Origin of the sequence: Microbacterium sp. zg-B185 (genome assembly GCF_030246885.1) — a bacterium.
In the GTDB taxonomy this organism is placed as follows: Bacteria; Actinomycetota; Actinomycetes; order Actinomycetales; family Microbacteriaceae; genus Microbacterium.
The window spans coordinates 2,117,977-2,143,144 of the sequence record NZ_CP126739.1 but is presented as its reverse complement, the minus strand read 5'-3'; the positions used below and the strand labels follow the sequence as shown (position 1 = coordinate 2,143,144).

Annotated in this window: 26 protein-coding genes and 1 tRNA gene; 24 read left to right on the top strand and 3 right to left on the bottom strand. The window is 69.3% G+C overall.

Features of this window, described 5'->3' with window-relative positions:
- Nucleotides 1-51: 51 nt before the first annotated feature.
- The gene (locus QNO12_RS10330; RefSeq protein ID WP_257502338.1) at nucleotides 52-1,743 is read left to right on the top strand and encodes an MFS transporter; all 1,692 of its coding nucleotides are present in this window, start codon (nucleotides 52-54) and stop codon (nucleotides 1,741-1,743) included.
- Nucleotides 1,744-1,785: 42 nt separating this feature from the next.
- Complete coding sequence (locus QNO12_RS10325) at nucleotides 1,786-2,493, top strand: DUF2652 domain-containing protein (RefSeq protein WP_257502339.1); 708 nt, start codon at nucleotides 1,786-1,788, stop codon at nucleotides 2,491-2,493.
- A gap of 58 nt (nucleotides 2,494-2,551) precedes the next feature.
- Here the strand turns inward: QNO12_RS10325 and QNO12_RS10320 are convergent, their stop codons facing one another.
- Nucleotides 2,552-3,907 (bottom strand): HNH endonuclease signature motif containing protein, encoded by a 1,356-nt coding sequence (locus QNO12_RS10320; RefSeq protein ID WP_257502340.1) that lies wholly within the window; start codon nucleotides 3,905-3,907, stop codon nucleotides 2,552-2,554.
- Nucleotides 3,908-4,114: 207 nt separating this feature from the next.
- Here QNO12_RS10320 and QNO12_RS10315 point away from each other — a divergent pair, with 207 nt between their 5' ends.
- Nucleotides 4,115-4,714: a gamma carbonic anhydrase family protein gene (locus tag QNO12_RS10315; RefSeq protein WP_257502341.1), complete on the top strand. Its 600-nt coding sequence runs from the start codon at nucleotides 4,115-4,117 to the stop codon at nucleotides 4,712-4,714.
- Nucleotides 4,715-4,750: 36 nt separating this feature from the next.
- Here QNO12_RS10315 and QNO12_RS10310 read toward each other — a convergent pair whose 3' ends face one another.
- A complete protein-coding gene (locus QNO12_RS10310) occupies nucleotides 4,751-4,948 on the bottom strand; it encodes a hypothetical protein (RefSeq protein ID WP_285177917.1) in 198 nt (65 codons plus the stop codon).
- Between the two features lie 187 nt (nucleotides 4,949-5,135).
- On the opposite strand from QNO12_RS10310, the gene QNO12_RS10305 reads away from it, so the two are divergent.
- From QNO12_RS10305 to QNO12_RS10285, 5 genes are all read left to right on the top strand, one after another.
- The gene (locus QNO12_RS10305; protein ID WP_257502343.1) at nucleotides 5,136-6,305 is read left to right on the top strand and encodes a Na+/H+ antiporter NhaA; all 1,170 of its coding nucleotides are present in this window, start codon (nucleotides 5,136-5,138) and stop codon (nucleotides 6,303-6,305) included.
- Nucleotides 6,306-6,406: 101 nt separating this feature from the next.
- On the top strand, nucleotides 6,407-7,027 hold the full coding sequence (locus QNO12_RS10300; RefSeq protein WP_257502625.1) for a nucleoside triphosphate pyrophosphohydrolase: 621 nt from the start codon (nucleotides 6,407-6,409) through the stop codon (nucleotides 7,025-7,027).
- A gap of 31 nt (nucleotides 7,028-7,058) precedes the next feature.
- Entirely contained in the window at nucleotides 7,059-8,321 is a 1,263-nt protein-coding gene (locus QNO12_RS10295) for a histidine--tRNA ligase (protein ID WP_257502626.1), read from the top strand.
- Between the two features lie 287 nt (nucleotides 8,322-8,608).
- Nucleotides 8,609-8,863 carry a hypothetical protein gene (locus QNO12_RS10290; protein ID WP_257502344.1) on the top strand — a complete coding sequence of 85 codons (255 nt, stop codon included), beginning with the start codon at nucleotides 8,609-8,611 and terminating at the stop codon, nucleotides 8,861-8,863.
- Nucleotides 8,860-9,387, top strand: a complete 528-nt coding sequence (locus QNO12_RS10285; RefSeq protein ID WP_257502345.1) for a hypothetical protein — start codon at nucleotides 8,860-8,862, stop codon at nucleotides 9,385-9,387. The genes QNO12_RS10290 and QNO12_RS10285 overlap by 4 nt, the downstream gene beginning before the upstream one ends.
- Before the next feature lie 19 nt (nucleotides 9,388-9,406).
- Here the strand turns inward: QNO12_RS10285 and QNO12_RS10280 are convergent, their stop codons facing one another.
- Nucleotides 9,407-9,874, bottom strand: a complete 468-nt coding sequence (locus QNO12_RS10280) for a DUF4442 domain-containing protein (RefSeq protein ID WP_257502346.1) — start codon at nucleotides 9,872-9,874, stop codon at nucleotides 9,407-9,409.
- Nucleotides 9,875-9,960: 86 nt separating this feature from the next.
- Between QNO12_RS10280 and QNO12_RS10275 the strand changes: the two genes are divergently transcribed.
- From QNO12_RS10275 to QNO12_RS10200, 16 genes are all read left to right on the top strand, one after another.
- Nucleotides 9,961-10,317 carry a GntR family transcriptional regulator gene (locus QNO12_RS10275; protein ID WP_257502347.1) on the top strand — a complete coding sequence of 119 codons (357 nt, stop codon included), beginning with the start codon at nucleotides 9,961-9,963 and terminating at the stop codon, nucleotides 10,315-10,317.
- Nucleotides 10,307-11,308, top strand: a complete 1,002-nt coding sequence (locus tag QNO12_RS10270; protein WP_257502348.1) for a DUF1648 domain-containing protein — start codon at nucleotides 10,307-10,309, stop codon at nucleotides 11,306-11,308. The genes QNO12_RS10275 and QNO12_RS10270 overlap by 11 nt, the downstream gene beginning before the upstream one ends.
- Nucleotides 11,309-11,358: 50 nt before the next feature.
- Complete coding sequence (locus QNO12_RS10265) at nucleotides 11,359-12,027, top strand: O-methyltransferase (protein ID WP_257502349.1); 669 nt, start codon at nucleotides 11,359-11,361, stop codon at nucleotides 12,025-12,027.
- Between the two features lie 113 nt (nucleotides 12,028-12,140).
- The gene (gene eno, locus QNO12_RS10260) at nucleotides 12,141-13,421 is read left to right on the top strand and encodes a phosphopyruvate hydratase (protein WP_257502350.1); all 1,281 of its coding nucleotides are present in this window, start codon (nucleotides 12,141-12,143) and stop codon (nucleotides 13,419-13,421) included.
- Between the two features lie 61 nt (nucleotides 13,422-13,482).
- A complete protein-coding gene (locus tag QNO12_RS10255) occupies nucleotides 13,483-14,028 on the top strand; it encodes an FtsB family cell division protein (protein ID WP_257502627.1) in 546 nt (181 codons plus the stop codon).
- 57 nt (nucleotides 14,029-14,085) lie between these two features.
- On the top strand, nucleotides 14,086-14,604 hold the full coding sequence (locus QNO12_RS10250; RefSeq protein ID WP_257502351.1) for a DUF501 domain-containing protein: 519 nt from the start codon (nucleotides 14,086-14,088) through the stop codon (nucleotides 14,602-14,604).
- Nucleotides 14,604-15,869 (top strand): S8 family serine peptidase, encoded by a 1,266-nt coding sequence (locus tag QNO12_RS10245; protein WP_374113551.1) that lies wholly within the window; start codon nucleotides 14,604-14,606, stop codon nucleotides 15,867-15,869. The genes QNO12_RS10250 and QNO12_RS10245 overlap by 1 nt, the downstream gene beginning before the upstream one ends.
- Nucleotides 15,870-15,901: 32 nt before the next feature.
- Nucleotides 15,902-17,299: an NAD(P)/FAD-dependent oxidoreductase gene (locus QNO12_RS10240; protein WP_257502628.1), complete on the top strand. Its 1,398-nt coding sequence runs from the start codon at nucleotides 15,902-15,904 to the stop codon at nucleotides 17,297-17,299.
- A 30-nt stretch (nucleotides 17,300-17,329) separates the two neighbouring features.
- Nucleotides 17,330-17,403 (top strand) — tRNA-Leu (locus QNO12_RS10235).
- A gap of 322 nt (nucleotides 17,404-17,725) precedes the next feature.
- The gene (locus tag QNO12_RS10230; RefSeq protein WP_257502353.1) at nucleotides 17,726-18,211 is read left to right on the top strand and encodes a hypothetical protein; all 486 of its coding nucleotides are present in this window, start codon (nucleotides 17,726-17,728) and stop codon (nucleotides 18,209-18,211) included.
- A 456-nt stretch (nucleotides 18,212-18,667) separates the two neighbouring features.
- Nucleotides 18,668-19,132 carry a hypothetical protein gene (locus tag QNO12_RS10225; RefSeq protein ID WP_257502354.1) on the top strand — a complete coding sequence of 155 codons (465 nt, stop codon included), beginning with the start codon at nucleotides 18,668-18,670 and terminating at the stop codon, nucleotides 19,130-19,132.
- A gap of 693 nt (nucleotides 19,133-19,825) precedes the next feature.
- Complete coding sequence (locus tag QNO12_RS10220; RefSeq protein WP_257502355.1) at nucleotides 19,826-21,055, top strand: type III PLP-dependent enzyme domain-containing protein; 1,230 nt, start codon at nucleotides 19,826-19,828, stop codon at nucleotides 21,053-21,055.
- Nucleotides 21,052-22,362 carry a D-arabinono-1,4-lactone oxidase gene (locus tag QNO12_RS10215; protein ID WP_257502356.1) on the top strand — a complete coding sequence of 437 codons (1,311 nt, stop codon included), beginning with the start codon at nucleotides 21,052-21,054 and terminating at the stop codon, nucleotides 22,360-22,362. The genes QNO12_RS10220 and QNO12_RS10215 overlap by 4 nt, the downstream gene beginning before the upstream one ends.
- Nucleotides 22,363-22,448: 86 nt before the next feature.
- Nucleotides 22,449-23,018, top strand: a complete 570-nt coding sequence (locus QNO12_RS10210; protein ID WP_257502357.1) for a LemA family protein — start codon at nucleotides 22,449-22,451, stop codon at nucleotides 23,016-23,018.
- Between the two features lie 111 nt (nucleotides 23,019-23,129).
- Nucleotides 23,130-24,017, top strand: coding sequence for a M48 family metalloprotease (locus tag QNO12_RS10205; protein ID WP_257502358.1), 888 nt, complete (start codon nucleotides 23,130-23,132; stop codon nucleotides 24,015-24,017).
- A 53-nt stretch (nucleotides 24,018-24,070) separates the two neighbouring features.
- Nucleotides 24,071-25,165: a DNA glycosylase AlkZ-like family protein gene (locus tag QNO12_RS10200; RefSeq protein ID WP_257502359.1), complete on the top strand. Its 1,095-nt coding sequence runs from the start codon at nucleotides 24,071-24,073 to the stop codon at nucleotides 25,163-25,165.
- The last annotated feature ends 3 nt before the right edge of the window (nucleotides 25,166-25,168 follow it).

Genomic DNA, 25,168 nt, shown 5'->3' with positions numbered 1-25,168 from the left:
GCGTGGAACTGCCGCTGGCTGTGACGGTCGGGCAGGCCTTAGAGTCTGCCCATGGGCCTTGGGGCGAGCCGCCGCCGGCTCCGTGAGGCCGGCTGCGCCTTCACGAGCAACTGGCGCAACCACAACCTGCGTCGCGCCCAGCTGAGTTTTCTCGGCGCGTGGACCGCGGAGTGGGCCTTCACCGTCGCGCTCGGCATCGTCGCCTACGACGACGGGGGTGCCCTCGCGCTCGGTCTGGTGGGGCTGCTGCGCATGCTCCCCTCGGCACTGCTCGCGCCGCTGCTGTCCCCATTCGCCGATCGCGGACGCCGGGAGCGGGTGCTCGTCGTGGTCTCGACGTTGCGCGGGGTCGCGACGGCTGTCGCGGCAGTCGTGGTCGCCCTGGCCGGCCCGATCCTTCTGGTCTACACGCTGGCGGTGCTCTCCACGATCGCGGCCACTCTGTTCCGCCCCGCACACTCCGCACTCCTGCCGACCCTGTGCCGCACCGGGCACGAGCTGGCCAGCGCCAACGTGGTTCGCGGGATGCTCGACTCGATCGCGACCCTGGTCGGACCCCTGCTGGCCGCGGTGCTGCTGGCGTTCACGGACGTGTCCGTCGTGTTCGCCGTGGCGGCGGCCGCTTCGTTCTGGGCGGCGCTGCTGCTGCTGCGGGTCCGCTACGACGCGCCGCCGCGCCCGGCGGCACCGCGTCGCCCGGATCTGGGTCGCGAAGCGCTCGAGGGCATCCGCGCGGCCGTGCAGAACCGCGATCTGCTGCTGATCCTGGGTCTGGCGGCGGCACAGTCCCTGACGCGGGGGGCGCTGACCGTGTTCTCCGTCGTCGTCGCGATCGAGCTGCTCGGCACCGGAGATCCGGGCGTGGGTGCGCTCATGGCCGCGGTCGGAGCGGGAGCCGTGCTCGGCTCCCTCGGGGCCTCCCTGCTCGTCGGGACGGGGCGGCTGGCCGCCTGGTTCGCAATCGGTGTCGCCCTCTGGGGACTGCCCATCGCTCTCGTGGGTGTCTTTCCGCAGGAGATCGCCGCACTGGGTCTGCTGGCCTTCGTCGGTGTCGGCAACGCCCTGATCGATGTGGCCGGGTTCACGCTGATCGCGCGGCTGGCACCCGACGCGGTGCTGGCCCGAGTGTTCGGCGTGCTGGAGAGCCTCGTCGCCGTGTCCATCGGGCTCGGGGCCATCCTCGCGCCGGCTGTGATCGGGTGGCTCGGGGTAGAAGCCGCCTTGATCGGGATCGGCCTGGTCTGCCCCGTTCTCGCGGTCGCTTCCTGGTGGCGCCTGCGACGGCTGGACCGGTCCGTCGACAACCTCGACGTGGACATCGGGCTGCTGCAGCGGGTGCCGATGCTGGCGCCGCTGCCGCTACCCGCGATCGAGCAGCTGGCGCGTGGACTCGAGACGGTCACGGTGCCCGCCGGCCAGGCGGTCCTCACGCAGGGAGAGGTCGGCGACCGCTACTACGTGATCGAGTCGGGCGAGGCCGAAGTGGTGGGCGACGGGCGGGTCGTGGCGACGCTGGGTCCGGGGGACGGGTTCGGCGAGATCGCGTTGCTGAGGCGCACGCGCCGCACGGCGAGCGTTGTGGCCGCAACCGCGCTCGAGCTGCGCGCACTGGCCGCCGACCGGTTCGTCTCGGTCGTCCTCGGCTATACGCCCAGTGCCCGGGCGGCCGAGGTGGGAGTCCAAGACCGGCTGGACCGTTTCGCTCCGAAGGAGTCGTTCGACGAACCCCCGACCACGTCCTGAATCCCCTGTTGAGATACCCGGGCGTTGATGGGATTGTGAGGCATGACATCCGAGCGCGCGGCGCTGCTGATCGCCGATATCGGCGGGTACACCCAGTACATGGGTTCGCATCGATTGACGCTTGCACACGCCGAGGTCAATACCGCTCGGATGCTGGAACGGATGATCGAGGCAGCGCGCGGCTTCGATCTGGTCGAGATCGAAGGCGACGCCGCGTTCCTCTCGCGCCCGACCGGTGCGCGCGATCCCGACACGACGATCACCGACATCCTTCACGTGGCCGTGGCCATGCATCGAGCCTTCCACCTCGAGCGGCAGTACGTCGCGGCCAACCTGTGCCCCTGCGTGGGCTGCCGCGAGGCGGCCGAACTGAAGCTCAAGTTCGTGGCGCACGTCGGCGAGGTGGCCACCCAGACGATCCGGGGGCGGATCAAACTCGTCGGCATCGACGTGATCCTCGTGCATCGTCTGCTGAAGAACTCGGTCGACATCCCCGAGTACGTTCTGATCTCCGAGGAGCTCTACCGCACGGACGAGGCGTCGTTTCCGGAGCCCGTGCGCGAGATCTCCCCGAACCTCGAAGGGATCGGAACGGTCCGCGCGTACTTCGTCGACGTCGCGGACCTGGACGGAACGCTGCCGCCGCCGCGCGCGGCGTCCTGGCGCGCGCGCCTGGGGAGCACGTTTGCGGCGGTGGGCCAGGGGATGCCGTACATGCTCGGCCTGAAGCAGCCCCGCAAGGTGCGCTGAGATTGAGAGCCGAGCGCGAGCGGGGGTCGCAGGCCGAGGTGCGGCCTGACGCATCCGCTCAGAAGGGCGGTGGGACGCCGTCGGGCGACAGCGCGAAGGCGGATTCCGGTACGAAGCTGACGGTACTCGGTGGCCGGTCGGTGTAGCGACGCAGCGTCGGGCTCGTCCACTCCAGGACGCCGCTACCGACCTGCGTGACCTTCCACTCCGAGGCGTGCTTGAGAGTGTGGTGACGGCGGCACAGGTTCGCCAGGTTCTCATGGCTGGTCACTCCGCCGCGCGCGGCATCGGTCGTGTGATCCAGATCACAGCGCCACACCGGCATCCGGCATCCGGGGAACCGGCAGTGCTCATCGCGCACGGCCAGAAACCGGCGGAGTTCGGCGCTCGGACGGTAGCGGTCGACGGCGAGCGGTATCCCCGTGTGCGGGTGGATCATCACGCGGTCCCAGCCGGGAGCGTCTGCAGCAAGTCGTCGCGCGGTCGCGGAGTCGATGGGCCCCTGACCGGCCAGGAGTGCGGGCTGGTCACTGAGGCCGGCCGCTGTCAGAACGGGGACGATCACCTGAACCCGGCCGCAGATCGCGGCGAGCGCATCCCGGTCGCCGTGGGCGGTCGGCGTCGCGGTCAGGAGGATATCGGCGAGGATGTCGGCCCGCAGCTCGCCTATCGAGCGACAGTCGAGCGGGGGTGGATTCGCGGAAGCGCCCACGGTGCACGGGTCGTCCGCGCAGATATCAGGCGCGGCGAGGCCCGGGTCGCGCACGGTGTGCGCCATCTGGGTGAGCCGGTCCCAGATCGCGTACGCCGGCACCGCCGGGAGATCCGCGATCAGGCGCGCCATGCCGTCCTCAAGACCGATCACGCGCACGTCACGACTCGCCCGCGCCACGCGGTGACGTTCATCGATGGATGCGGGGTCGATGCGTGCCGCCACCACTCGTCCGAGAACACGCAGCCGCCCGGGGCTTTCGTGTGCTGCAGCCTCGAGCATCTGACGTTCGTAACGGGCGCGTTCCGCAGCATCGGCGATCCCTGCTCCCGCGTCGCGAATCGCCGCCACGTGTCCAGCGTCGATCAGGCCGGCCCTCCCCGCATCGTGGGTCGCTCGGAAGGAGGTCAGGAGTGTGGTCGCGTCGCCGATGCGAGCCTGAACGGTTCGATCGCTCATCCGCATGGCGGCGCCGAGCTCCGCGCAGATCTCGCGAAGCGGCAGGTCGCTGTCAGTCCGCGGGCGGCCCTCGACCCGGCGCTCTTCGGTGCGGGAGATCATGAGGTCGACGGCATCTGCCAGGAGTGATGCTTCGTCGGCCTGAAGCGAAGCGATCGCGGCGCGATTCTCGACGACCCGGGTGACGAGGTCGTCGAGTTCTCTCCACGCCCCGGGTCCGTCGCTGCCGACCACGTGCCCCATGGGATCTCCACATCGGTTCTGCCGGTTCTGCGCTGTTGGGCACGTGCGCTTCGTTGCCTCCATAATAGCATAGAGATACGAAGGAATGCGGTCCGATCGGGGAGCTGGGCCTGCTCAGTATCGAACATGCAGGCGAACAGTCACGCCGCAATCCGCGGAGTCGCCGACACGTCGGCGCTACGCTGACCCTGATCGAGGAGGACACGCGTGCAGTTCGAGCATCTCGGGGCCAAGCCCCGCATCCATCCCGACGCGGTGATCGCGCCGACCGCCGTCATCAGCGGCGACGTCCAGATCGGCGCGGACTGCCAGGTGCTGCACGGCGCCGTCATCACAGCCGAGGGAGGCCCGATCACCCTCGCTGCGAACGTCATCGTGATGGAGAACGCCCTGATCCGGGCGAGCGCCACCAACGCGGTCCACATCGGCGCGCACACGCTGGTCGGCCCGATGGCGAGCATCTCGGGCGCGACGATCGGCGAGGAGGTGTTCCTGGCCACCGGCACCCGCGTCTTCAACGGCGCGCGCATCGGCGAGCGCAGCGAGGTGCGCATCAACGCCGTCGTGCATCTGCGCTCCGTGCTGCCGCCGCACAGCGTGGTTCCGATCGGGTGGGTCGCGGTGGGAGATCCGGCGCTGATCCTGCCCCCCGAACGGCACGAGGAGATCTGGGCGGCGCAGAAGGAGCTGGACTTCCCCGGCTACGTGTTCGGCCTCGACCGCGAGACCCCCGACCTGATGATCCAGCTCACCGAGCGCTACGGACGCAGCCTCGCCCGCCACGAGCGCGACATCCGGCTGGACTGACGAGCCGACGCTGCGGCGGTGTCGGATGCCGAGGGCTCAGCGCCAGCGCGATGCACAGGCTGCGCAGCTGAACTCGACATCGACGTCGCTGCTTTCCCTACGCACTTCGTCGCCGCGTTCGAGTTCCAGCACGAACCAGTCATGCTCCCGTTCACGCACCCGGGTCGATTCGCACACCGGGCACGTCTCGGTGAGCTGCGTGGCCACGCCGGTGTCGTCCCATGTCCTGGTCATGGCGCCCAAAGTACCCGCGCCGAGGGAACAGCCCGGCAGCGACGCGCCCGTCAGCCGGTGTTCTGCAGACCGGCGGAAGGATCGCGTCCGCCGCTGGGTAGCATGATGGCGATGCGTCGAGTGCTCGACGCCCGCACCTGGATCGGCGCGGCGGCGGACGAGCTCGCCTCGGACCGGACGGAGAACCATGGCACTGCTGCGGTCCGTGCGCTTTCCCGCGATCCTGTTGCTGCTGGCCGCGATCGCCGGCCTCATCGTCGCCAACTCGCCGATCGGCGCTGCGGTCATCCAGTTCTCGCTGACGCACGTCGGAATCCCCGGAACAGTCGCGGACCTCTCGCTCGCGCACTGGGTGTCGGATGGGCTGCTCGCGATCTTCTTCTTCGCCGTGTCCGTCGAGCTGCAGTACGAGCTGACACGGGGCGAGCTGCGCAGTTTCCGGCGCGCGATACAGCCGGCGATCGCCGCGGCCGGCGGAGTGCTCATTCCGATCGGCATCTATCTGGCGATCGCGGCCGGCAGCGGTGTCGAGGAGGGCTGGCCGATCCCGACGGCCACGGACATCGCCTTCGCCCTCGGCGTGCTGGCTGTCTTCGGACGCGGCCTGCCCTCGACGGTACGGGTGTTCCTGCTCGCGCTTGCAATCCTCGACGACATCGTGGGGATCGTGTTCATAGCGGTGCTGTTCGCGACGGATGTGAATTTCGGCATGCTCGCCTTGGCGCTTCTCGCGGTCGTCGCCTTCGCGATCCTGAGTCGTGTGCTCGACACCCGAGCGCGAGCGCTGGTCGTCGTGCTGCTCGTCCTCCTGGCCGCCGCCACCTGGGTGCTGGTGCTCGCCTCGGGGGTGCACGCCACGATCGCCGGAGTGCTCCTGGGGCTGGCGATGGCGCAGACGCCTGCCCTGCGGGTGCGCCACGCGATCGAGCCGTGGGTGAATGCGCTCGTGCTCCCGATCTTCGCGTTCGCGGCCGCGCTGGTGCCGATCCCGCAGGTGGCGGCCTCCCAGCTGTCCCCGGCGTTCTGGGCGATCCTGGTCGCACTGCCGCTGGGAAAGATCATCGGCATCGTCGGGGCGGGGTGGGCGGCGCAGCGGATCGGGGCGGGCGACCGCGACCAGAAGCTGCCGCTCGGCGACCTGGTCGCTGCGGGAGCGCTGGGCGGCATCGGCTTCACCGTGTCGCTGCTTCTGGCGAACCTGGCCTTCGCCGACTCGCCGCTGGTGCGCGACGAGGCGATCCTGGGCGTCCTGGCCGGGTCGATGGTCGCCCTCGTGCTCTCCGGAGTGCTCGTCTCATGGCGCGCCCGCCACTACCGGCGCCTCGCCGCCGCGACCCCGACGGAGGCTCCCGCGTGACCGATGCTTTCCCCCAGCCCACCATCCCTGAGCCCGGCCGTGGCGACCGCGCGCCGGATCCGCGCCGCGGCGGCGATCCGCTCCGCAATGCGGCGGAGACGATGCACGCGGTGCGCGACCGGTGCGTCTGGACGCAGCAGGTCGATCACCGTGCGCTCGTGCCCTACCTGGTGGAGGAGAGCGCCGAGCTGATCGATGCCGTCGAGAACGGTTCGCGCGCCGAGCTGCGCGAGGAACTGGGCGACCTGCTCTGGCAAGTTCTGTTCCACGCCGAGATCGCCGCACGTCATCCGGAGGATCCGTTCGACATCGACGACGTCGCGCGCAGCCTGACCGAGAAGATGGTGCACCGGCATCCGCATGTGTTCGCCGGCGAGGTGGCGGAGACGCCGGAGCAGGTCCTCGTGCTGTGGAACGCCGCCAAAGCGGCGGAGAAGCACGAGCGCACGAGCGTGCTGGACGGCGTCTCACAGCGGATGCCGTCGCTGGCGCTCGCCCAGAAGCTGATCGGCAAGGCGTCCGCGGTGGGGGTCGGTGTGGGCCTGACGGCAGCGGATGCCGTCGCCGCCGGTCCGCGCTCGGAGGCCGAGCTGGGTGAGGCACTGCTGGGGCTGGTCGCCGTGGCGCGCGCGAACGGGTGGGACGCCGAACGCGCGCTGCGCGAGCGTCTGCGCACGCTGCAGTCCGCGGTGCGGGACGCCGAGGCGGACCTGGGACAATAGGGGCGTGGCATCGGTCAACCCTCCTCGCGGCATGCGCGACTTCCTTCCCGCCGAGAAAGCGCGCCGCGAGCGCGTTCTCTCCGTCATCCGGGAGCGCTATCGCGCGCACGGCTTCGACGAGATCGAGACCCCGGTGATGGAGGAGTACTCCCGTCTGCACGCCGGAATCGGCGGCGATAACGAGAAGCTCGCCTACAACGTGCTCAAGCGCGGGCTGGACGCGGACGCGATCCGCGCCGCGGCCGATGACCCGGCAGCGCTGGCCGACCTCGGCCTCCGCTACGACCTGACGGTGCCGCTGGCCAGGTTCTACGCCAGCCACCGCGCCGAGCTGCCCGCCGTGTTCCGCGCCGTTCAGATCGCGCCGGTGTGGCGGGCCGAACGGCCGCAGAAGGGCCGGTATCGCCAGTTCGTCCAGTGCGACATCGACATCCTGGGCGATGCGTCACCCCGTGCCGAGGCGGAATTGATCGTCGCGACGCTCGACGCGGTCGACGCCCTGGGTCTGGACGGCGCCACCGTGCGGATCAACGACCGCCGGATGCTGGATTGGATGCTCGACGGCTTCGGGTTCACCGCCGAGGAGCGGCCGGGCGTGCTCATCACGATCGACAAGCTGGACAAGATGGGGCCGGGTGGGGTGATCGGGGAGCTCCGGGAGCGCGGCGCGACGCCCGATGCGGTGGAGGAGTTCTCCGGATTCCTGCACCGGCCCCCGCTGGTGGAGTACGACCCGTACGGAGAGCGGCCGATCCGCAGCGTCCTGCCCGACGGTGCACCCGACGCGATCGTGTCGGATCTGGTGGCCATCGGCGACGCGGTGTCGGCCGCCCGCGCGCCAGGCGACGCGCGCATCCCGCTCGTGTTCGATCCTTTCCTCGTGCGCGGGATGGGGTACTACACCGGCACGATCTTCGAGCTCGCGCACCCGTCGGTGGACTATTCGCTCGGCGGGGGCGGGCGCTACGACGGCATGATCGGCCGGTTCCTCGGTCAGGACGTTCCGGCGGTCGGCTTCTCGATCGGCTTCGAGCGGATCGTGGACCTCCTCCAGACCGCCGATGACGCCGCCGGAGTATCCGTCGTGCTCGTCCACGACCGTGACGTGCCCCCGCCGGAGCTGCTCGCCCACAAGGCCGCGCTCGTCGCCGGGGGAGCGCGGGTGCGTCTGGAGCACCGGACCAAGAACCTCAAGGCACTCCTGGACCGCGCGGCATCCGACGGCTACTCCGCCTTCGCGACGGTGCCTGCCGGGGCAGAGGTGGGCACGCTGGAGATCAAACCCCTGACGTGACTCTCACCCCTGACCTTTCACCGCGGCCGCGCCTCACCTATGAGGGCTGCGACCGCCGTATGCCCGCTGGGCGGGGCGTCGGGCTTGGTCGGGACAGGTTGGTAAGCGAACCCGAATGACCCGCGAGGACGCCCCGGGGCGGCTCGCCCCAGATGGTGAAAGACGTGAGGGATGCCGTAGGGAGCGTGGGTGCGGGCTCGCGTACGCCATCCCGTACGGGACCCCTCCCGGGGCGGTTGTCAATCGAAGGTTGACAGCAGGGGATTGTCAAGCGTACCTTGACAACCATGACGGATAACGGAAACCAGAAGTCGGCTGTCTTCGGCCGCATCGTCGTCTGGGCGATCGCGGCGATCATCGCGGGCGCCGCCCTCCTCCTCGTGGCCATAGTGCTCGAGTGGAGCGGATTCTGGGGAGGGCTCGTGCAGGGCGCCGGCATCGGACTGATGGCCGTCGGCGCGTACTTCTGGGGCTTCGGCAACGGCATCCGTCGTGCCGGTCCTCGCGCGTCCTGGCTGCCCAGCCAGGACGCCCACCGATGAGCGAACTCGCGGATGCCGTGGGCCGGGCGATTCTCACCGCCGCGCAGGTCGATGACGAGGGCACGCTGCGCGTAGCGGACCACCTGGCGCTCATCGCGGCGAGCGCTCGCGCCGAGGAGGAGGCGCGGACGCTGCTGCAGCGCTCGGTCAGCGCCGCGCGCGCCGGAGGGGCGAGCTGGGCGCTGATCGGTGCAGAGCTCGGCATGACGCGGCAGGCCGCGCAACAGCGCTTCGGCGCGCAGAGCGAATCGGCGGTCACCGGCGAGACGGAGCGCTGGCTCGGTCCGATCACCGCGTTCGACGAGATGGCTGAGCTCGAGATCGCCGGCCGGACCGGATGGCACACCGTCGAAGCGGGCATGCTGTCGCATCGCATGGTCTTCACCGGCACGCAGTGGGAGCATCGCCGCATCCTGTGGCGCACGTCTCTGGCGGCGGATGAGGCTGCGGGCTGGCAGGTCGGATGCCGGGCATTCCCGTGGATCTACCTCGTCCGCGACACGGGGCTTCCGGTCGAGGGCTGACGCAGCGTGGCGCGACCCGTCATGCAGCCTGGGTGACGCGCTTCTTCTCGCGCACGTAGACCTGGCGCCGTACGCGCGCGACGACATCGCCCGAGGCATCCGTGATCTCGGTCTCGAACCACTCCAGCACCTTGGCGCCGCCCCGCGCGCGCTCGCGCAGCTCGGCGGCCTTGCCCGGTGGCACTCCGAAGTGCGCCGTCAGCACCCCGCGCCCGGGCTTCACGAACTCGATCTCACCACGGCTGTCCCAGACGACGTACTCGCGCCCTAGCTGGTGCATCACGAGCATGAAGAAGTACGGGTCGGTCATCGCCGACATCGAGCCGCCGAAGGCCGTCTTGACGTAGTTGCGGGTCAGGACGTTCACGTGAAGCTCTACGGTGGCGCTCGTCCAGTCGTCGGCGAAGCGCTTGACGCGGATGCCCGAGAACAGGTTCGGCGCCCACAGGCTCATGCCCCAGGCCAGGCGGCGGGGAGTGACTCGCATAGGTGGCAGTGTGCCGGAATTCCGCGCTCCGCCAGCCATCGGCTGTGCGTTCTCTACAACTGTTCTAGTTGTTATAGAATCAGAGCATGCTGCTGAGAGTGGACCCGTCAAGCGAGGAACCCCTGTTCGCGCAGGTCGCCGCGTCTGTCCGAGCGGATGCTGCGGCCGGACGTCTGCTCCCCGGCGACCGCCTGCCCTCTGCTCGGGATGTCGCGGACGCGCTGGGTGTCAACCTCCACACCGTCCTGCACGCATACCAGGATCTGCGCGACGAAGGACTCGTCGATATGCGACGCGGCAGGGGAGCGGTCGTGACCGCCGCCGCCGCCCCGCTCGCGCAGCTCCACGACGACATCGCCTCCCTCGTCGACCGCGCCCGTGCGCTCGGCCTCTCGACCGACACTCTTGCCTCTCTTGTGAAGGAGATCGCCCGTGACCGCTGACGCTGTCCCTGCCATCCGCCGCTTCGTGATCGTCGCGCTCATCGTTCCGGGGGCGATCGCCCTGGTCGGCGTGGTGATTCAGCTGGCGTTGCTTCCGGTGATGCCCGCGACGATCGCGATGCACTGGAACGGCGCAGGCGAGGCCGACGGCTTCGCCCCGGTCTGGACGCAGCCCTTGGTGACGGTCGGATTCGGCATCGGCGTCTCCGCGCTGATCGGCCTGACGACCCTGCCCGGCCTGCGCAGTGGGGGCCGAGGCGCCACCTACCGGCTGATGGGCGCGGTTGCCGCAGGGACATCGGCCTTGGTGGTCACCGCCGCCACCTGGACCTTCGCCATGCAGGCGGGGCCTGCGGGCGGCGCGGAGCCGCCCACCATGGGCTGGAGCATGATCGGGTCCGTCGCCGCAGGAGTCCTCGTGGGTGTGGTCGCGTGGTTCGCACAGCCCGCACAGAGTGACACCCGCGCGGCGGATGAGCCCGCGGCGGCGTTGCCGCTCGAGCAAGATGAGCGCGCGGTGTGGCTGCGGACGACGAGCGTGGCGCCCGGTGTGGTGATCGCCCTCGCCATAGCCGTGGGGGCGGTCGGCGTGAGCGCGCTCGTGGCATGGATCACCGGTGCGTCAGCGGCCACCTGCTGGACGCTGACGATGGTCACGGTGCTGGTGTTCGCGCTCACGGCCGCGAATGTCGCGTTCCGCGTGCGGGTCGACGCGACCGGACTTCGCGTGGACTCGGTGCTCGGCCTCCCAAGGCTGCGCGTGCCGATCCACGAGGTGGCGTCCGTCTCGTGCGTGTTCGTCGATCCGATGGGGGAGTTCGGCGGCTGGGGGCTGCGGCTGAGCCCCGATCGCCGTTTCGGCGTCGTGCAGCGGCGAGGGGCAGCCATCGAGGTCACGCGCCGCAACGGCAAGCGGTTCGTCGTCACGGTCGACGACGCCGAGACAGGGGCGCGATTGCTGCAGGCGCTGGTCGGACGCGTCCATAGCTGACCCGCGCGGACGCCCTTGACGTGCCCGCGGCGGCCAGCGAAAGTGGAGCGGTGTCTGAACCCACTCCCGCCGTCTGGCGGCGCCTGGATGCCTACTTGACCGAGACACTCGTCGGGCGCGACCCAGACCTGGAGGCGGCGATCGCGGAGCAGGAGGCGGCGGGGCTGCCGCCCATCGAGGTGGCGCCGGTCAACGGCAAACTCCTCCACCTGCTCGCGCGAATCGCCGGGGCACGGCGGGTGCTCGAGATCGGCACCCTGGGCGCGTATTCGACGATCTGGCTGGCGCGCGGCATCCCCGATGACGGCCGGGTGGTCACGATCGAGGCCGAGCCCCGGAACGCGGCGATCGCGCGGGCGAATCTGGACCGTGCCGGCGTCGGTCACAAGGTCGACATCCGGATCGGCCGCGGCGAACACGTGCTCCCGATGCTGGACGGCGAGGAGCCGTTCGATCTGGTCTTCATCGACGCCGACAAGGAGTCCAACACGATCTACCTGGACTGGGCGGCACGCCTCGGACACCCCGGCACCGTGGTGGTGGTGGACAACATCGGCCGCGCAGGCGAGGTCGCCGATCCGGCGACCACCAGTTCGCAGGTCATCGGCACCCAGCGCGGGCTGGAGATGCTCGGCCGTGACCCGCGCTTCGATGCGACGGCCATTCAGACGCTGGACCTGAAGGGCTGGGACGGGGTCGCGATCGCTCTCGTGGTCTGAGCCGGAGCGCCGGGGATGACGCGGCCTGTGGCCGCGGCATCCCCGTCACTAGACTCGACTGCGGACCGACGACGCTCCGCCCCGCCCCCTCACGAACCGACAGGGAGTCCTCCGTGGCACTTATCGAGGCAGTCAACGCGCGCGAGATCTTGGATTCGCGCGGAAACCCGACCGTCGAAGTGGAGGTCCTTCTCGATGACGGCATCGTCCAGCGAGCGGCCGTCCCCTCCGGCGCGTCGACCGGCGCATTCGAGGCGTACGAGCTGCGCGACGGAGACAAGACCCGCTACGGCGGCAAAGGCGTGCTGAAGGCGGTCGACGCGGTCATCGATGAGCTCGGCCCGGCCCTGGAAGGTGTGGAAGCCAGCGAGCAGCGCATCGTCGATGAGATCCTCATCGAGGTCGACGGCACCGAGAACAAGAAGCGCGTCGGAGCCAACGCCATCCTCGGCGTGAGCCTCGCGGTGGCCAAGGCGGCTGCAGACTCTGCCGATCTGCCGCTGTTCCGCTACCTCGGCGGACCGAACGCCCACATTCTGCCCGTCCCGCTGTTCAACGTCATCAACGGCGGATCGCACGCCGACAACGGCATCGACATGCAGGAGTTCTTCCTGGCGCCGATCGGCGCCTCGACGTTCGCCGAAGCGCTGCGCTGGGGCACCGAGACCTACCACGTCCTCAAGGGCGAGCTCCTGGCCGCCGGGTACGCCACCGGTCTGGGCGACGAGGGCGGCTTCGCCCCCGACCTGCCCAGCAACCGCGAAGGTCTGGATTTCCTGATCGCCGCCATCGAGAAGGCCGGCTTCACACCCGGCACCGACATCGCCCTCGGCATGGACGTCGCGGCCACCGAGTTCTTCCGGGACGGCGCGTACGCGTTCGAAGGGAAGAACTGGACGGCCGAGCAGCTCACGGAGTACTACATCGAGCTCGCCGACGCCTATCCGATCATCACCATCGAGGACGCGCTCGCCGAAGACGACTGGGACGCCTGGAAGCACCTGACCGACAAGCTGGGCTCGAAGATCCAGCTCGTCGGAGACGACCTGTTCGTCACCAACCCGACCCGTCTCGCGGACGGGATCAAGCGCGGCGTGGCCAACTCGCTGCTGGTGAAGGTCAACCAGATCGGAACCCTCTCGGAGACCCTGGACGCCGTCGACCTGGCGCACCGCTCGGGGTACACCACGATGTTCTCGCACCGTTCCGGCGAGACCGAGGACACCACCATCGCCGATCTCGCCGTCGCCGTGAACTCCGGCCAGATCAAGAGCGGCGCGCCCGCCCGCAGCGAGCGCGTCGCGAAATACAATCAGCTTCTGCGCATCGAAGAGGAACTGGGCGATGCGGCGGAGTTCGCCGGCCGCTCCGCGTTCCCCCGGTACCAGGGATAGCGCACCGCAGACCGAATCGCCGCGTGCCGGCGAGTGAACGAGAGGGGGAGCCGTGGCCAAGATGACGGCTCCCCCCTCTCGCGCCGCCCGCCCGGAACGGGCTCCCCGCCGCACCGCAGCGCGGCAGCCCGTGGACGTGCGGGGCTGGCTCGGCGGCATCCGCCTGTCCGGATTCATGGTCATCATGCTCGGACTCGTGGTCCTGGCCGCGTTCGTCCTCGTGCCGACGATCGGCACGTACGTGGACCAGCGCCAGCAGATCGCGGCGCTGCAGGCCGCGGTGCAGGTCAGCCGGGAGGACGTCGCCGACCTGGAAGCGCAGCGCGACCGCTGGACCGACCCGGCCTACATCACCACGCAGGCGCGGGAGCGGCTCTACTACGTCAAGCCCGGCGAGGTCGTCTACCTGGTGGACAACGACCTTCCCGCGGCGCTGGTCCCACAGGAGCAGGCGGCCGTCAGCGGCGATGTCGAGCAGACCCGCACGGACTGGATGGCGCAGTTCGTCCGCTCCGTGACGGAGGCGGGGATGGCCCAGACCGTCGCGCCGCCCTCCATCGGGGTTCCCGACATCGCGCCGGAAGAGACGCCGGCCGGCACTCCGTGACCTCGGCGGCACCGGCGGCCAGCGTCGTCCCAGCCGCGGAACGGTACCCTGGGCGGCGTGACCACCCCGCCGTTCCCGCCCGTTCGTGAGACTGATCTGCGCGTCCTGCGTGCCCAGCTCGGGCGACCCGCCCGCGGCGTCGTGGGGATCGCCGCGCGCTGCGTGTGCGGCAACCCGACGGTGGCGGCCACGGCACCTCGCCTCGAGGACGGAACGCCGTTTCCGACGTTCTACTACCTGACTCACCCGGCCGCGACCGCCGCCATGTCGGGGCTGGAGGCGGGGCAGGTGATGCGCGCGCTGAGCGACGACCTGGAGGCGGACTCCGACCTCGCCGACGCGTACCAGCGCGCCCACGAGGCGTACCTGCGCGACCGTGCGGGGTTCGGTGCGGTCGAGGAGATCTCCGGGATCTCGGCCGGGGGCATGCCCACCCGGATCAAGTGCCTGCACGCGCTGGTGGCGCATTCGCTCGCGGCGGGACCCGGCGTGAACCCGATCGGCGACCGCGCACTGGCGCTGTCCTCGTGGTCGCCGCTGCGCTGCGTATGCGCCGAACCGGGAGGCGGTGCATGATCCGGCCGTTGCTGGCCGTCTGCGCCTCCGCGCTGGCCGTGGTGCTGCTGACCGGGTCGGCCGTGATCCCGGACGCATCCGCGCAGGATCCGGTGCGCGCCGCGGAGTACTGGCTCGACGACTACGGCGTCAAGGCGGCGTGGGCCACCACTCGGGGCGCGGGAGTGCGGATCGCGATCATCGACACCGGGATCGCTCGCGGTCCGGCGGAGTTCGAGGGCGCGGTGGTCGGCGGGACCGACGTGTCGGGAACGGGCGCACCGGACGGTCGCGCGCCGGTCGGCGCCGTGGACTCCAATCACGGCAGCTGGGTGGCCTCGCTGGCCGCCGCACGCGGCACCGGCCCGTCGACCGGGATGATCGGCGTCGCGCCGCAGGCGGAGCTGCTCTCGGTATCGGTCGGCTTCGGGTCGTCCGCGAAGGTGCCCTTCACGGAGCAGATCGCCGAGGCGATCCGGTGGTCGGTCGACAACGGCGCCGACGTGATCAACCTGTCGCTGACCACCAACACACTGGACTGGGACAAGAGCTGGGACTCCGCGTTCCTGTACGCCCACGAACACGACGTCGTCGTCGTCGTCGCCGCCGGAAACCGGGGCAGCGGCACGTCCCGCGTCGGCGCGCCGGCAACGATCCCCGGCGTGCTGACGGTGGCCGGCGTCGATCCGTCCGGGCGGGCGAGTCTCGAGGCATCCACCCAGGGCATCACCATCGGCGTCTCGGCACCGAGTGAGGATCTCGTCGGGGTGTCTGCCGACGGCCGGCTCGTGCTGTGGAACGGCACCAGCGGCGCCGCGCCGATCGTAGCCGGCGTCGCGGCGCTCGTGCGCGCCGCCCACCCGGATCTGGACGCCGCCAACGTCATCAACCGCATCATCCGCACCGCCCGGCCCGTGGCATCCGCACGGGCGGTGCCAGATCCGCTGTACGGGTACGGACTCGTGGATGCCGCGGCGGCCGTCTCGGCGAACGTGCCCGCGGTCACCGCCAACCCCATGGGCAGCCTGGAGGAGTGGATCCGCCTCTACCGTCGTGCCGAGACCGACCCCGAGCCGGCCCCGACGGTCAAGCCTGTCGAGGTGCCGCCGCTGCCCCCCTCGGATGCCGCACGCCGGGTCTCCACCCCGCTGCTGCCCTCGACGGATTCGCTGCTCTATGGCACGCTGCCGCTGATGGGGGGATCAGCCACCGCTATACTTGTGGCTCTCGGCGTCATCGCAGCTGTCCGACGTATCCGATTGGCGTCACGGGCGCCGAGCCGCTGATCCCCAGGAGTACTCCCCACGTGAGCAACACCGTGCCAAAAATCCTCATAGTCGGTGGCGGCTACGCGGGCTTCTACACTGCCTGGAAGCTCGAGAAGCATCTGCGCAAGGGCGAGGCCGAGGTGACCATCGTCGACCCGTTGCCGTACATGACCTACCAGCCGTTCCTGCCCGAGGTCGCGGCCGGATCCATCGAAGCCCGGCACTCCGTCGTCGCGCTGCGCCGCCACCTCAAGCGCACCACGGTGGTCGCCGCCAAGGTGACCGGGATCAGCCACGCGAACAGAGTCGCCACGATCACCCCGATCGCCGGTGCGCCCTACGAACTCGAGTACGACCAGATCGTGGTCACCGCCGGGGCCGTCTCGCGCACGTTCCCGATCCCGGGCATCGCCGACAACGCGATCGGACTCAAGACGATCGAGGAGGCGGTCGCGATCCGCGACCGCCTGATGTCCAACTTCGACAAGGCCTCCACGCTTCCGCCCGGACCCGAGCGGGACCGTCTGCTGACGGTCGTCGTGGTCGGCGGCGGGTTCGCGGGAATCGAGGTGTTCGCAGAACTGCGTTCCCTGGCGTCGTCGCTGGTGGCGCGCTACCCGGAGATCACCTTCGACGACACGCACTTCCACCTCATCGAGGCGATGGGCCGGATCATGCCCGAGGTGTCGCTGAAGACCAGCGAATGGGTGCTGAAGGATCTCGCCAAGCGCGCCGCCTACGTGCACCTGGACACCCAGGTCACCGGCGCCCTCGGCGGCAACGTCGAGCTGTCCACCGGGGAGGTGATTCCGAGCGACCTGATCATCTGGACTGCCGGCGTCATGGCCAACCCGACCGTCGTCCGCGGCGGAGACCTGCCCGTCGAGGAACGCGGTCGCATCCAGACCCGCGCCGACCTCCGCGTGGGCACCGACGACGAGATCGTCGAGGGCGCCTGGGCAGCAGGGGATGTCTCGGCCGTTCCCGACCTGTCCGGCGGTGGCGTCGGCGGATACTGTGTTCCGAACGCGCAGCACGCCGTCCGCCAGGCAAAGCTGCTCGCCAAGAACCTCGTGGCGGTCCTGCGCGGCGAGCTGCCGCGTGAGTATTTCCACAAGAACCTGGGCGCGGTCGCCGGCCTCGGTCTGTACAACGGCGTCTTCCAATCCGGCAACCTCGCACTCAAGGGGTTCATCGCGTGGGTCGCGCACCGTGGATACCACGGCCTGGCGATGCCGTCGTGGGAGCGCAAGTTCCGGGTCGTGTGGGGCTGGTGGAACAACCTGTGGCTGGGCCGCGACCTGGTCAATCTGCAGGCCGTCCAGGATCCGCGGTACGTCTTCGAAGAATTCGCCGCTCGCCCGCGCACGCCGCAGCCCGTCGAGGCGGCTCCCGTCAAGGCGCCCGTCGTGGCGGATGCACCCAAGCAGGTCTCCGCACGCGGCTGACCGGTACCGTGGAGGCGGGCCCGCGTGCACGCCCCCGTAGCCCAACCGGCAGAGGCAGGCGACTTAAAATCGCCCAAGTGTGGGTTCGAATCCCACCGGGGGTACGGTTCTCCCGCGTGATTCCGCGCAATGCGCCCCAACTGGCTCCGGCCGGATGGGGCGCATTCGCTATTTACTCGCTGTTTTCAGCGAACATCGCGAGCGTTGAAGTCGGTCGGGTCCCTCGTGCAGAATCTGGATGTAGTCGGTCGCTTGTGCCCCCAATCGAACGCTTACTCTGAACGCCCTGACGCCCTCGGGCTCACCCTTCACCGGGTGGGTTCGGGGGCGTCTTTCGTCGTGTGCCCGCCATCGTTGTCCTCATATGCGAATCGGGGTATCTTGCGATCAACCGGGTAGGGTCGGCCGGGAATCTGCTGGAGGATCATGCCCACGAGCGATGCAGACCACCAAGGTCACCCCCGTGCCGTGACATGGGCGTCTGGGTTGTGGATATTGGGCACGGCGGTAGGTCTGGTCAGCGCGGTACTCCTGTTTTCCGCGGTCCCCTCCCCAGGCCATCTGCTCGCGGTGCCGGCCAGCCACAGCGAGAGGGCAGCGGGGATCGGGGTGCTGCTTGCGGCCTGGAGCCTGGCCCGACTGGTGTTCGCGTGGTTCATGCTCCGCGGCCACGTTTGGGCCCGTACAGTCCTCACGGCGCTGGCCGGACTGGGCCTCGCGGTCATCACTTTCCATTTCGGGTATGTGACTGCGCTGAACTGTATCGCTGCGGCCATAAATGTGGTGGCCGTCGTGCTGCAGTTCCTACCTTCTTCCAACGCGTACTTCTCGCGCTGCTATCACCGCACACATGCGCCCTTCGATGCCCCAGAACAGCCGCTGAGGCCGAGCGAGCGACCAGCGCAGATTTAGACGGAGCACCGCATCGGTCAGTTGGGTTCTCCCATCCCCGCCGGCAACTCAGAACATTCAGCGGGTGGACCCGGGTGTGACCCGTCGCTGGCACACTGAGTGCATGACCTGCCCTGAGTGCGGCTCGCACAACATCGAAGCCATGGACGCCCGCGTGGCGGTTCGCGCCGCATTCGAGTGCAAGAAGTGTGACCACTCGTGGGAGGTTCCTTCTCCGCCAGCTCACGATGTCCGCCTGAGCCTCTGAAGGACCAATAGCTCGCTGCCGAATGCATTGAACTGGGGTCCCGATCTAGATCCTCGCCGTCCTCCGTGCCCGGCGAGGCTGGCAACATTGGCTCCTGACGCCCTCGGGCTCACCCCTTATTGGGTGGGTTCGGGGGCGTTATTCGTCGTAGCCGCTATGGGGTCGACCGCCCTACGATTCGACGTGTGCTCGAACGACAAATCCAAACGATGCTGGACGACATCACGTTCCACGCGGAGGTACTGGACGTAGCGACGGATGCTGACAGCCGGCGCCGGGCCGTGGAATCCGCACTGGCGCTGGTGTACCGGGTACAGGATGCCTTGCATAAACGGCTCAAGAACGTCTATTGGGATGCCGTCGACGGAACGCCGGACGGTCAGCTCACTGGTGCGCTGAACCTAGTGCGCAACGTGAATACCCACTCGCTGGTGGTGGAGTCAGCCTTCGGTGAGCTGTCTCCGAGCGATCATCTGCATCCGGGGCTTGCGGTGGTTACCGGCGCGATGATGCGATGGTCGGACTTCGGCGACGTCGAGGAAGAACTCGAGGCGCCACGGAAGAACCAGACTGATCGCAGGCCCTACTACCGTGCACATCTGTCCCAGGCGGCGGTGGTGCCAACCCTCCGAACGGTCGTCGGGTTCTACGAGGGACTCACCGAGGACGATTGAGGCACGCACTGTCGTCGGCTCACCGCGTTCCGCCACGCGACGTTGGTCGGCGGCCACGGCGTCCACTCGACGACGACGACGTATCTCCGCGTACCCCGCACCGCGCATCCCCTACTGTCCGCTTCGGTGCGGAGGGGTTTTCTGGGGAGACGGAGGTATTGAGGTGCAGGAGCGTGGTACCGGATGATCGGAACTCATACGACAACGGTGGGGAGGTCGACATGTTCGCTGAACTCTGGGGGTTCCTACGCTGGCTCATGAGCTGGTGGAGGTGATCACGAGTTTCAACATCAACGCCCCGCGTCCTTCGCCCCCAGGTGAATGGACGCGGGGCGTCAAATGTTGCACGACGCCTGGCGACGCCGACAGGTGTCAGCCTCTCTTCGGGGATTCCCCCGATTCCCGGAGGGGGGCCACCCGTCTTCCTTCCAGCACACCGCGGCGCGTGGTCTCCCGGATGGTCGACAGAGGCGCGTGCGGGCTGCTGTCTTGTGTGCACGGAGCCGTGGCCGCCACGCCACGTAGGGAGAGGGTGTTGCCGAGTGATTCGCAACCCTCTATCGCCCAAGTGTGGGTTCGAATCCCACCGGGGGTACGGTTCCTCGCACCATCCGCAGGACGGTGTGCGGAACCCTTTCCGGCGCAGCCCTAGGCTTACGCCATGTGCTTCCCCTCGCCGGAGAACGTGATGCCGTGACGATCGACCTGCTCTCCACCGCCGGCTCGGGGACGCCCTGGGCGGACCCCGCCGTCTACTGGAGGTCGGTGGACGCTGCCGTCGCGGAGATCTCCGGGCCGGTTGCAGCGCTGAGTCTTCCCGCCCTGCGATACAACGCCCTCGACATGCTGGTGCGGGCCGCCGGGGTACCGATCCGCGTCGCCAGCAAATCGGTCCGCGTGCGGGACGTGCTCGATGCCGTGCTCGCACTGCCCGGATATTCCGGCATCCTCGCCTTCGCCCTTCCCGAGGCGCTCTGGCTCGCTGAAGAGCATGACGACGTGGTGATGGGGTACCCGACGGCGGACCGCGCTGCGATCGCCCGCCTGGCCGCCGATGACCGGGCCGCATCCCGGGTCACCCTGATGGTGGACGACCTCGCGCAGCTGGATCTGGTCGATGCAGTGGCGGCCCCCGCAGCGCGTGCGACGATCCGCGTCGCCATCGACGCCGATGCATCGTGGCGCGCTCCCGGGTTGGGGCACATCGGTGTGCGGCGTTCGCCGCTGCACGAGCCGGGCGAAGTGGCCGGCCTCGCTCGCGCGATCGCTGCTCGGCGCGGCTTCCGCCTGGTCGGTCTCATGATGTACGAGGCGCAGATAGCGGGCCAGGGAGATGCCACCGGCGCCGGGGACGGCATCATCCGCTGGATGCAGCGCCGCTCCGCACAGGAGCTCCTGGAACGGCGGGCCGTCGTCGTGTCGGCGCTGCGGGACATCGCCCCGCTGGAGTTCGTCAACGGCGGGGGAACCGGATCGCTCGAGCTGACCGCATCCGATCTGGCCGTCACCGAGTTGACCGCGGGGAGCGGGCTGCTGGCCGGTCATCTCTTCGACGGCTATCGCGCGTTCGATCCGGCGCCGGCGGCCGCGTTCGGCCTCGAGGTCGTGCGAAAGCCGATGCCGGAGATCGCGACGGTCCTCGGCGGCGGCTGGATCGCGTCCGGCCCGCCGCTGGCCTCGCGCCAGCCGATGCCGGTGTGGCCGGCGGGGTTGACCATGCTGGCGCGCGAAGGGGCCGGCGAGGTGCAGACCCCGCTGCGGGGGGATTCCGCACGATCGCTCGCCGTCGGCGACCGGGTGTGGTTCCGTCATGCCAAGAGCGGAGAGCTGGCCGAGCGGGTGGAGCGCTACCGGTTGGTGGAGGACGGACGAGCGGTCGGCGAAGCGCCCACCTACCGGGGCGAGGGGAAGGCTTTCCTGTGACCCGTCTCGGCGGAACGTGGCACAACTGGAGTCGCACCGAGACCGTCCGGCCGCAGCGGGTCGAAGCGCCCGCCTCGACCGCCGCCGTGCAGCGCTCCGTCCAGGCCGCCGCTGCGCGCGGGATGCCGCTCAAGGCGGTCGGCGCCGGTCACAGCTTCACCGGCATCGCGTTGGCCCCCGGCGTGCTGCTGGATCTGACCGACCTGACCGGGCTCGTCTCAGTGGACCGTGACCGCGCACGGGTCACCCTGCGCGCCGGCACGCGGCTGCATCAGGTGCCGAAGCTGCTGGCGCCGTATGGACTGGCCATGCCCAACCTGGGGGACATCGATCGTCAATCCATCGCCGGGGCGATCTCGACCGGCACGCACGGCACCGGGGCGCGCTTCGGCGGCCTGGCCACGCAGGTGACCGGCGTGACGCTGATCACTGCGGGCGGTGACCTGCTCACGGTGGATGAGAACGAGAACACCGACCTGCTCGGGGCCGTCGCTCTGGGTCTGGGTGCGCTGGGCATCCTGGTGGAAGTGACGCTGCAGTGCGTGCCCGCCTTCCTGCTGCACGCGGTGGAGCGCCCTGAGCCGTTGGATGCGGTCTTGGGCAGTCTGGACTCGCTCGTCGCGGCGTCCGATCACTTCGAGTTCTACTGGTTTCCGCACACCGAGCTGGCGATGACCAAGACCAACACGCGCCTGCCGGAGAGCGCCGTGCGTCACCCGCTGCCGCCGCTGCGCAGATGGGTCGACGACGTCGCCGTCGGTGGCCTGGCCCACCAGCTCGCCTGCAGCATCGCGCGGACGGTCCCGGCCGCGGCGCCGGCGATCAACCGGCTCTCAGCCAGAGTGTGGAGCGATCGCGAATTCACGGATGCCTCGGCCCGCGTCTTCGCGACAGAACGATTCGTCCGCTTCCGCGAGATGGAGTTCGCGGTGCCGGCCGGGAACGTCCGACCCGCGTTCGAGGCCGTGCGCGCGCTGATCGAGGACCGCGGGTGGCGGATCGCCTTCCCGGTCGAGGTGCGCTTCGCCGCAGCCGATGACGTGTGGATGTCGACCGCGCACGGGCGTGCGTCCGGATACATCGCCGTGCACCGCTACTGGCGGGAGGATCACGCGGAGTATTTCGAGGCCGTGGAGCACATCATGATCGGGTTCGAGGGTCGCCCGCACTGGGGCAAGCTGCACTCGCTGGACGCCGGGATGCTGCGGGGCCGATACCCGCGGTTCGACGAGTTCGTCGCCTTGCGCGATCGGCTGGACCCCGACCGGATGTTCGACAACCCCTACCTCCGGCGTGTGCTCGGGTGAGTATGGGCTGGGAGTCGTGAGACGGCTCTCATGAAGCCCGGTGCGCCTCGCTAGGATGAGACAAACCTCGAACGGAGTCGCACGCTATGTGGGAATGGCTTATCCCAGTACTGATCGTTGTGGCGCTGGTCGTCATCGTCGGCATCTACCTGTGGGCGACCTACAACTCGCTCGTCGCGCTGAACGTACGCGTCGACGAGGCGTGGAGCGACATCACAGTCCAGCTGAAACGCAGGGCCGACCTGCTGCCCAACCTGATCGAGGCCGTCAAGGGCTACGCGGCGCATGAGAAGGCCGTCTTCGAGAATGTCACCCGTGCCCGGGCTGAGACGCTGACGGCGGGGGGTCCCGCCGAGGCGGGTGTGGCCGAAGGGCACATGCAGCAGGCGCTGAAGTCGCTTTTCGCAGTCGCCGAAGCGTATCCGCAGCTGCAGGCGAGCCAGAACTTCCTGCAGCTGCAGCAGTCCATCGTCGATACCGAGGACAAGATCCAGGCGTCCCGCCGGTTCTACAACGGCGGCGTGCGGGAGCTGAACACCAAGATCAAGGTGTTCCCGAACAATCTCTTCGCCCGCAACCTGGGCTTCCACGAGCGCGAGTTCTTCGAAGTCGTGGACGGCGCGGCGATCGCGGAGCCGCCGCGGGTTCAGTTCTGACGCCGAGCGGATCACTGTGCGAGGCCACGATGATGCGCTCGAGTGTCAGGCTCGTGTAGCCGCCCCGCGGACGGCGTATCGAGATCCCGTGGGCCTCCGCGGAAACCGCTGATGTACACCGCCATCGCCCGCAACAAGCGCAACACGTGGTTCATCCTGATCGGCTTCGTACTGTTCCTGGGCGGGATCGGTGTCCTCGCCGGCTGGCTGGCCGGCAACAACTGGTGGATCACCGCGTTCATCCTCGTGTTCGCGGCCGGGTACGCGACCTTCCAGTACTTCTTCGCGGACCGCGAGGCTCTGGCGATGGCAGGTGCCGTCCAGGTGGAGCGCAGCGATGCCCCGCGCTACTACCGGATCGTGGAGAACCTGTGCATCACCACCGGCACGGTGATGCCGAAGCTGTACGTCGTGGATGATCCGGCACCGAACGCGTTCGCCACCGGCCGCAAACCCGAAGAGGCCTCGATCACCGTGACGACCGGCCTGTTCGAACTGATGACCGACCGCGAGCTCGAAGGCGTGCTCGGCCACGAGCTCGGACACATCCGCAATTACGACATCCGCGTCTCGCTGATCGTCTTCGGGCTGGTCGTCGCGGTGGGCATCCTGGCCGACCTGTTCCTGCGCCTCGCGTTCTTCGGGGGAGCCCGTCGCAGCGGCAACAACCAGGCGCAGCTGCTCTTCGTGGTCTTCGGTGTGGTGGCCGCCCTGGTCGCCCCGCTGCTGGCAGGCGCTGTCCAGGCGGCCATCTCGCGTCAGCGCGAGTATCTCGCCGACGCCACCAGCGCGATGACCACCCGGGATCCGGACGCGCTCGCATCAGCGCTGGGCAAGCTCGCGGAGTACGGGCGCCCGCTGCAGAAAGCCAGTACGTCGATGGCGCACCTGTGGATCGCGGATCCGCTGAAACCCAATGCGCTGGCCCGGATGTTCTCCACCCACCCGCCGATCCCCGACCGGATCGAACGGCTCAGGACCATGGGCGGGACGTTCTAAGACCCTGGCCCGCTGCCTCCGCCACGTCGTCGCCCACCGCTATCCTCGCCGGTATGCATCGACTCACCCGCGAGGAGGCGCGTCGCATCGCCGTGCGCGCTCAGCTGCTCACGGCAGATCGTCCGGGTGGGATCGTCGAAGCCGTCGACGGCCTGTCTCTGGTGAACATCGACCCGACCGCGGCGGTCGCTCCCAGCGCCGACCACATCCTGTGGAGCCGGATCGGATGGCCCTACCAGGCGGCGGATCTGATGCGCGTCACCGAAGACGACCGCGCGGTGTTCGAGTGGGCGGGCTTCTACCGGCCGATGGCCGACCTGGCGCTCTTCCGGCCGCTGATGCGCGCGTGGCCACCGTACCGTCAGCACCGCGAGTGGCTGGCCGCCAACGACCGCTTCCGCCGCGACGTGCTCGCTCGACTGCGCAGCGAGGGGCCTGTGCGCACGGGCCAGATCCCGGACACCAGTCAGGTCGGCTGGAAGTCCACGGGCTGGACGAACAACAGGAACGTCACCCAGATGCTCGAGTTCCTGGTGCTCCGCGGCGAGGTGGCGATCTCCGGCCGGGAGGGCAAGGAGCGGGTATGGGATGTCGCCGAGCGCGTCTACCCCACCGACACCGTCGAGCTCTCCGCGGAGGAGGCGGGTCGCCTGCGTGCCGAGCGGAGGCTGGGGTACCTCGGGCTGGCCCGCGCGAAGGCGCCACGCCAGCCGGTTGAGCCGCTGGATGTCGGGACGGCGGGGGAGGAGGCCGTGGTGGAGGGAGTCCCGGGCAGTTGGCGCGTTGACCCGACACTGCTGCACCCGCCCGATCCCTTCCAGCCGCGCACCGCACTGCTCTCGCCGTTCGACCGGCTGGTCTTCGACCGTGCCCGCGCTCAGGAGCTGTTCGACTTCGAGTACGTCGTGGAGATGTACAAACCCGCCGCGCAGCGCCGATGGGGGTACTTCGCGCTGCCGATCCTCCACGGCGATCGGCTGATCGGAAAGCTGGATGCCGCGGCAGACCGCAAAGCCGGGGTCTTCCGCGTCTCCGCCATCCATCACGACGAGCCGTTCACGGCCGAGGTCGCGGCGGCGGTGGAGCTGGAGGTGCAGGATCTCGCCGCCTGGCTCGGGCTGGAGGTGACCGGCATCCCGGGATCCTGACTC

Coding starts and splice junctions, on each gene's coding strand:
- QNO12_RS10330 (WP_257502338.1), top strand. CDS start 52: ATGGGCCTTGGGGCGAGCCGCCGCCGGCTCCGTGAGGCCGGCTGCGCC.
- QNO12_RS10325 (WP_257502339.1), top strand. CDS start 1,786: ATGACATCCGAGCGCGCGGCGCTGCTGATCGCCGATATCGGCGGGTAC.
- QNO12_RS10320 (WP_257502340.1), bottom strand. CDS start 3,907: ATGGGGCACGTGGTCGGCAGCGACGGACCCGGGGCGTGGAGAGAACTC.
- QNO12_RS10310 (WP_285177917.1), bottom strand. CDS start 4,948: ATGACCAGGACATGGGACGACACCGGCGTGGCCACGCAGCTCACCGAG.
- QNO12_RS10305 (WP_257502343.1), top strand. CDS start 5,136: ATGGCACTGCTGCGGTCCGTGCGCTTTCCCGCGATCCTGTTGCTGCTG.
- QNO12_RS10300 (WP_257502625.1), top strand. CDS start 6,407: ATGCACGCGGTGCGCGACCGGTGCGTCTGGACGCAGCAGGTCGATCAC.
- QNO12_RS10295 (WP_257502626.1), top strand. CDS start 7,059: ATGCGCGACTTCCTTCCCGCCGAGAAAGCGCGCCGCGAGCGCGTTCTC.
- QNO12_RS10290 (WP_257502344.1), top strand. CDS start 8,609: ATGACGGATAACGGAAACCAGAAGTCGGCTGTCTTCGGCCGCATCGTC.
- QNO12_RS10285 (WP_257502345.1), top strand. CDS start 8,860: ATGAGCGAACTCGCGGATGCCGTGGGCCGGGCGATTCTCACCGCCGCG.
- QNO12_RS10280 (WP_257502346.1), bottom strand. CDS start 9,874: ATGCGAGTCACTCCCCGCCGCCTGGCCTGGGGCATGAGCCTGTGGGCG.
- QNO12_RS10275 (WP_257502347.1), top strand. CDS start 9,961: ATGCTGCTGAGAGTGGACCCGTCAAGCGAGGAACCCCTGTTCGCGCAG.
- QNO12_RS10255 (WP_257502627.1), top strand. CDS start 13,483: ATGACGGCTCCCCCCTCTCGCGCCGCCCGCCCGGAACGGGCTCCCCGC.
- QNO12_RS10230 (WP_257502353.1), top strand. CDS start 17,726: ATGCCCACGAGCGATGCAGACCACCAAGGTCACCCCCGTGCCGTGACA.
- QNO12_RS10225 (WP_257502354.1), top strand. CDS start 18,668: ATGCTGGACGACATCACGTTCCACGCGGAGGTACTGGACGTAGCGACG.
- QNO12_RS10210 (WP_257502357.1), top strand. CDS start 22,449: ATGTGGGAATGGCTTATCCCAGTACTGATCGTTGTGGCGCTGGTCGTC.
- QNO12_RS10205 (WP_257502358.1), top strand. CDS start 23,130: ATGTACACCGCCATCGCCCGCAACAAGCGCAACACGTGGTTCATCCTG.
- QNO12_RS10200 (WP_257502359.1), top strand. CDS start 24,071: ATGCATCGACTCACCCGCGAGGAGGCGCGTCGCATCGCCGTGCGCGCT.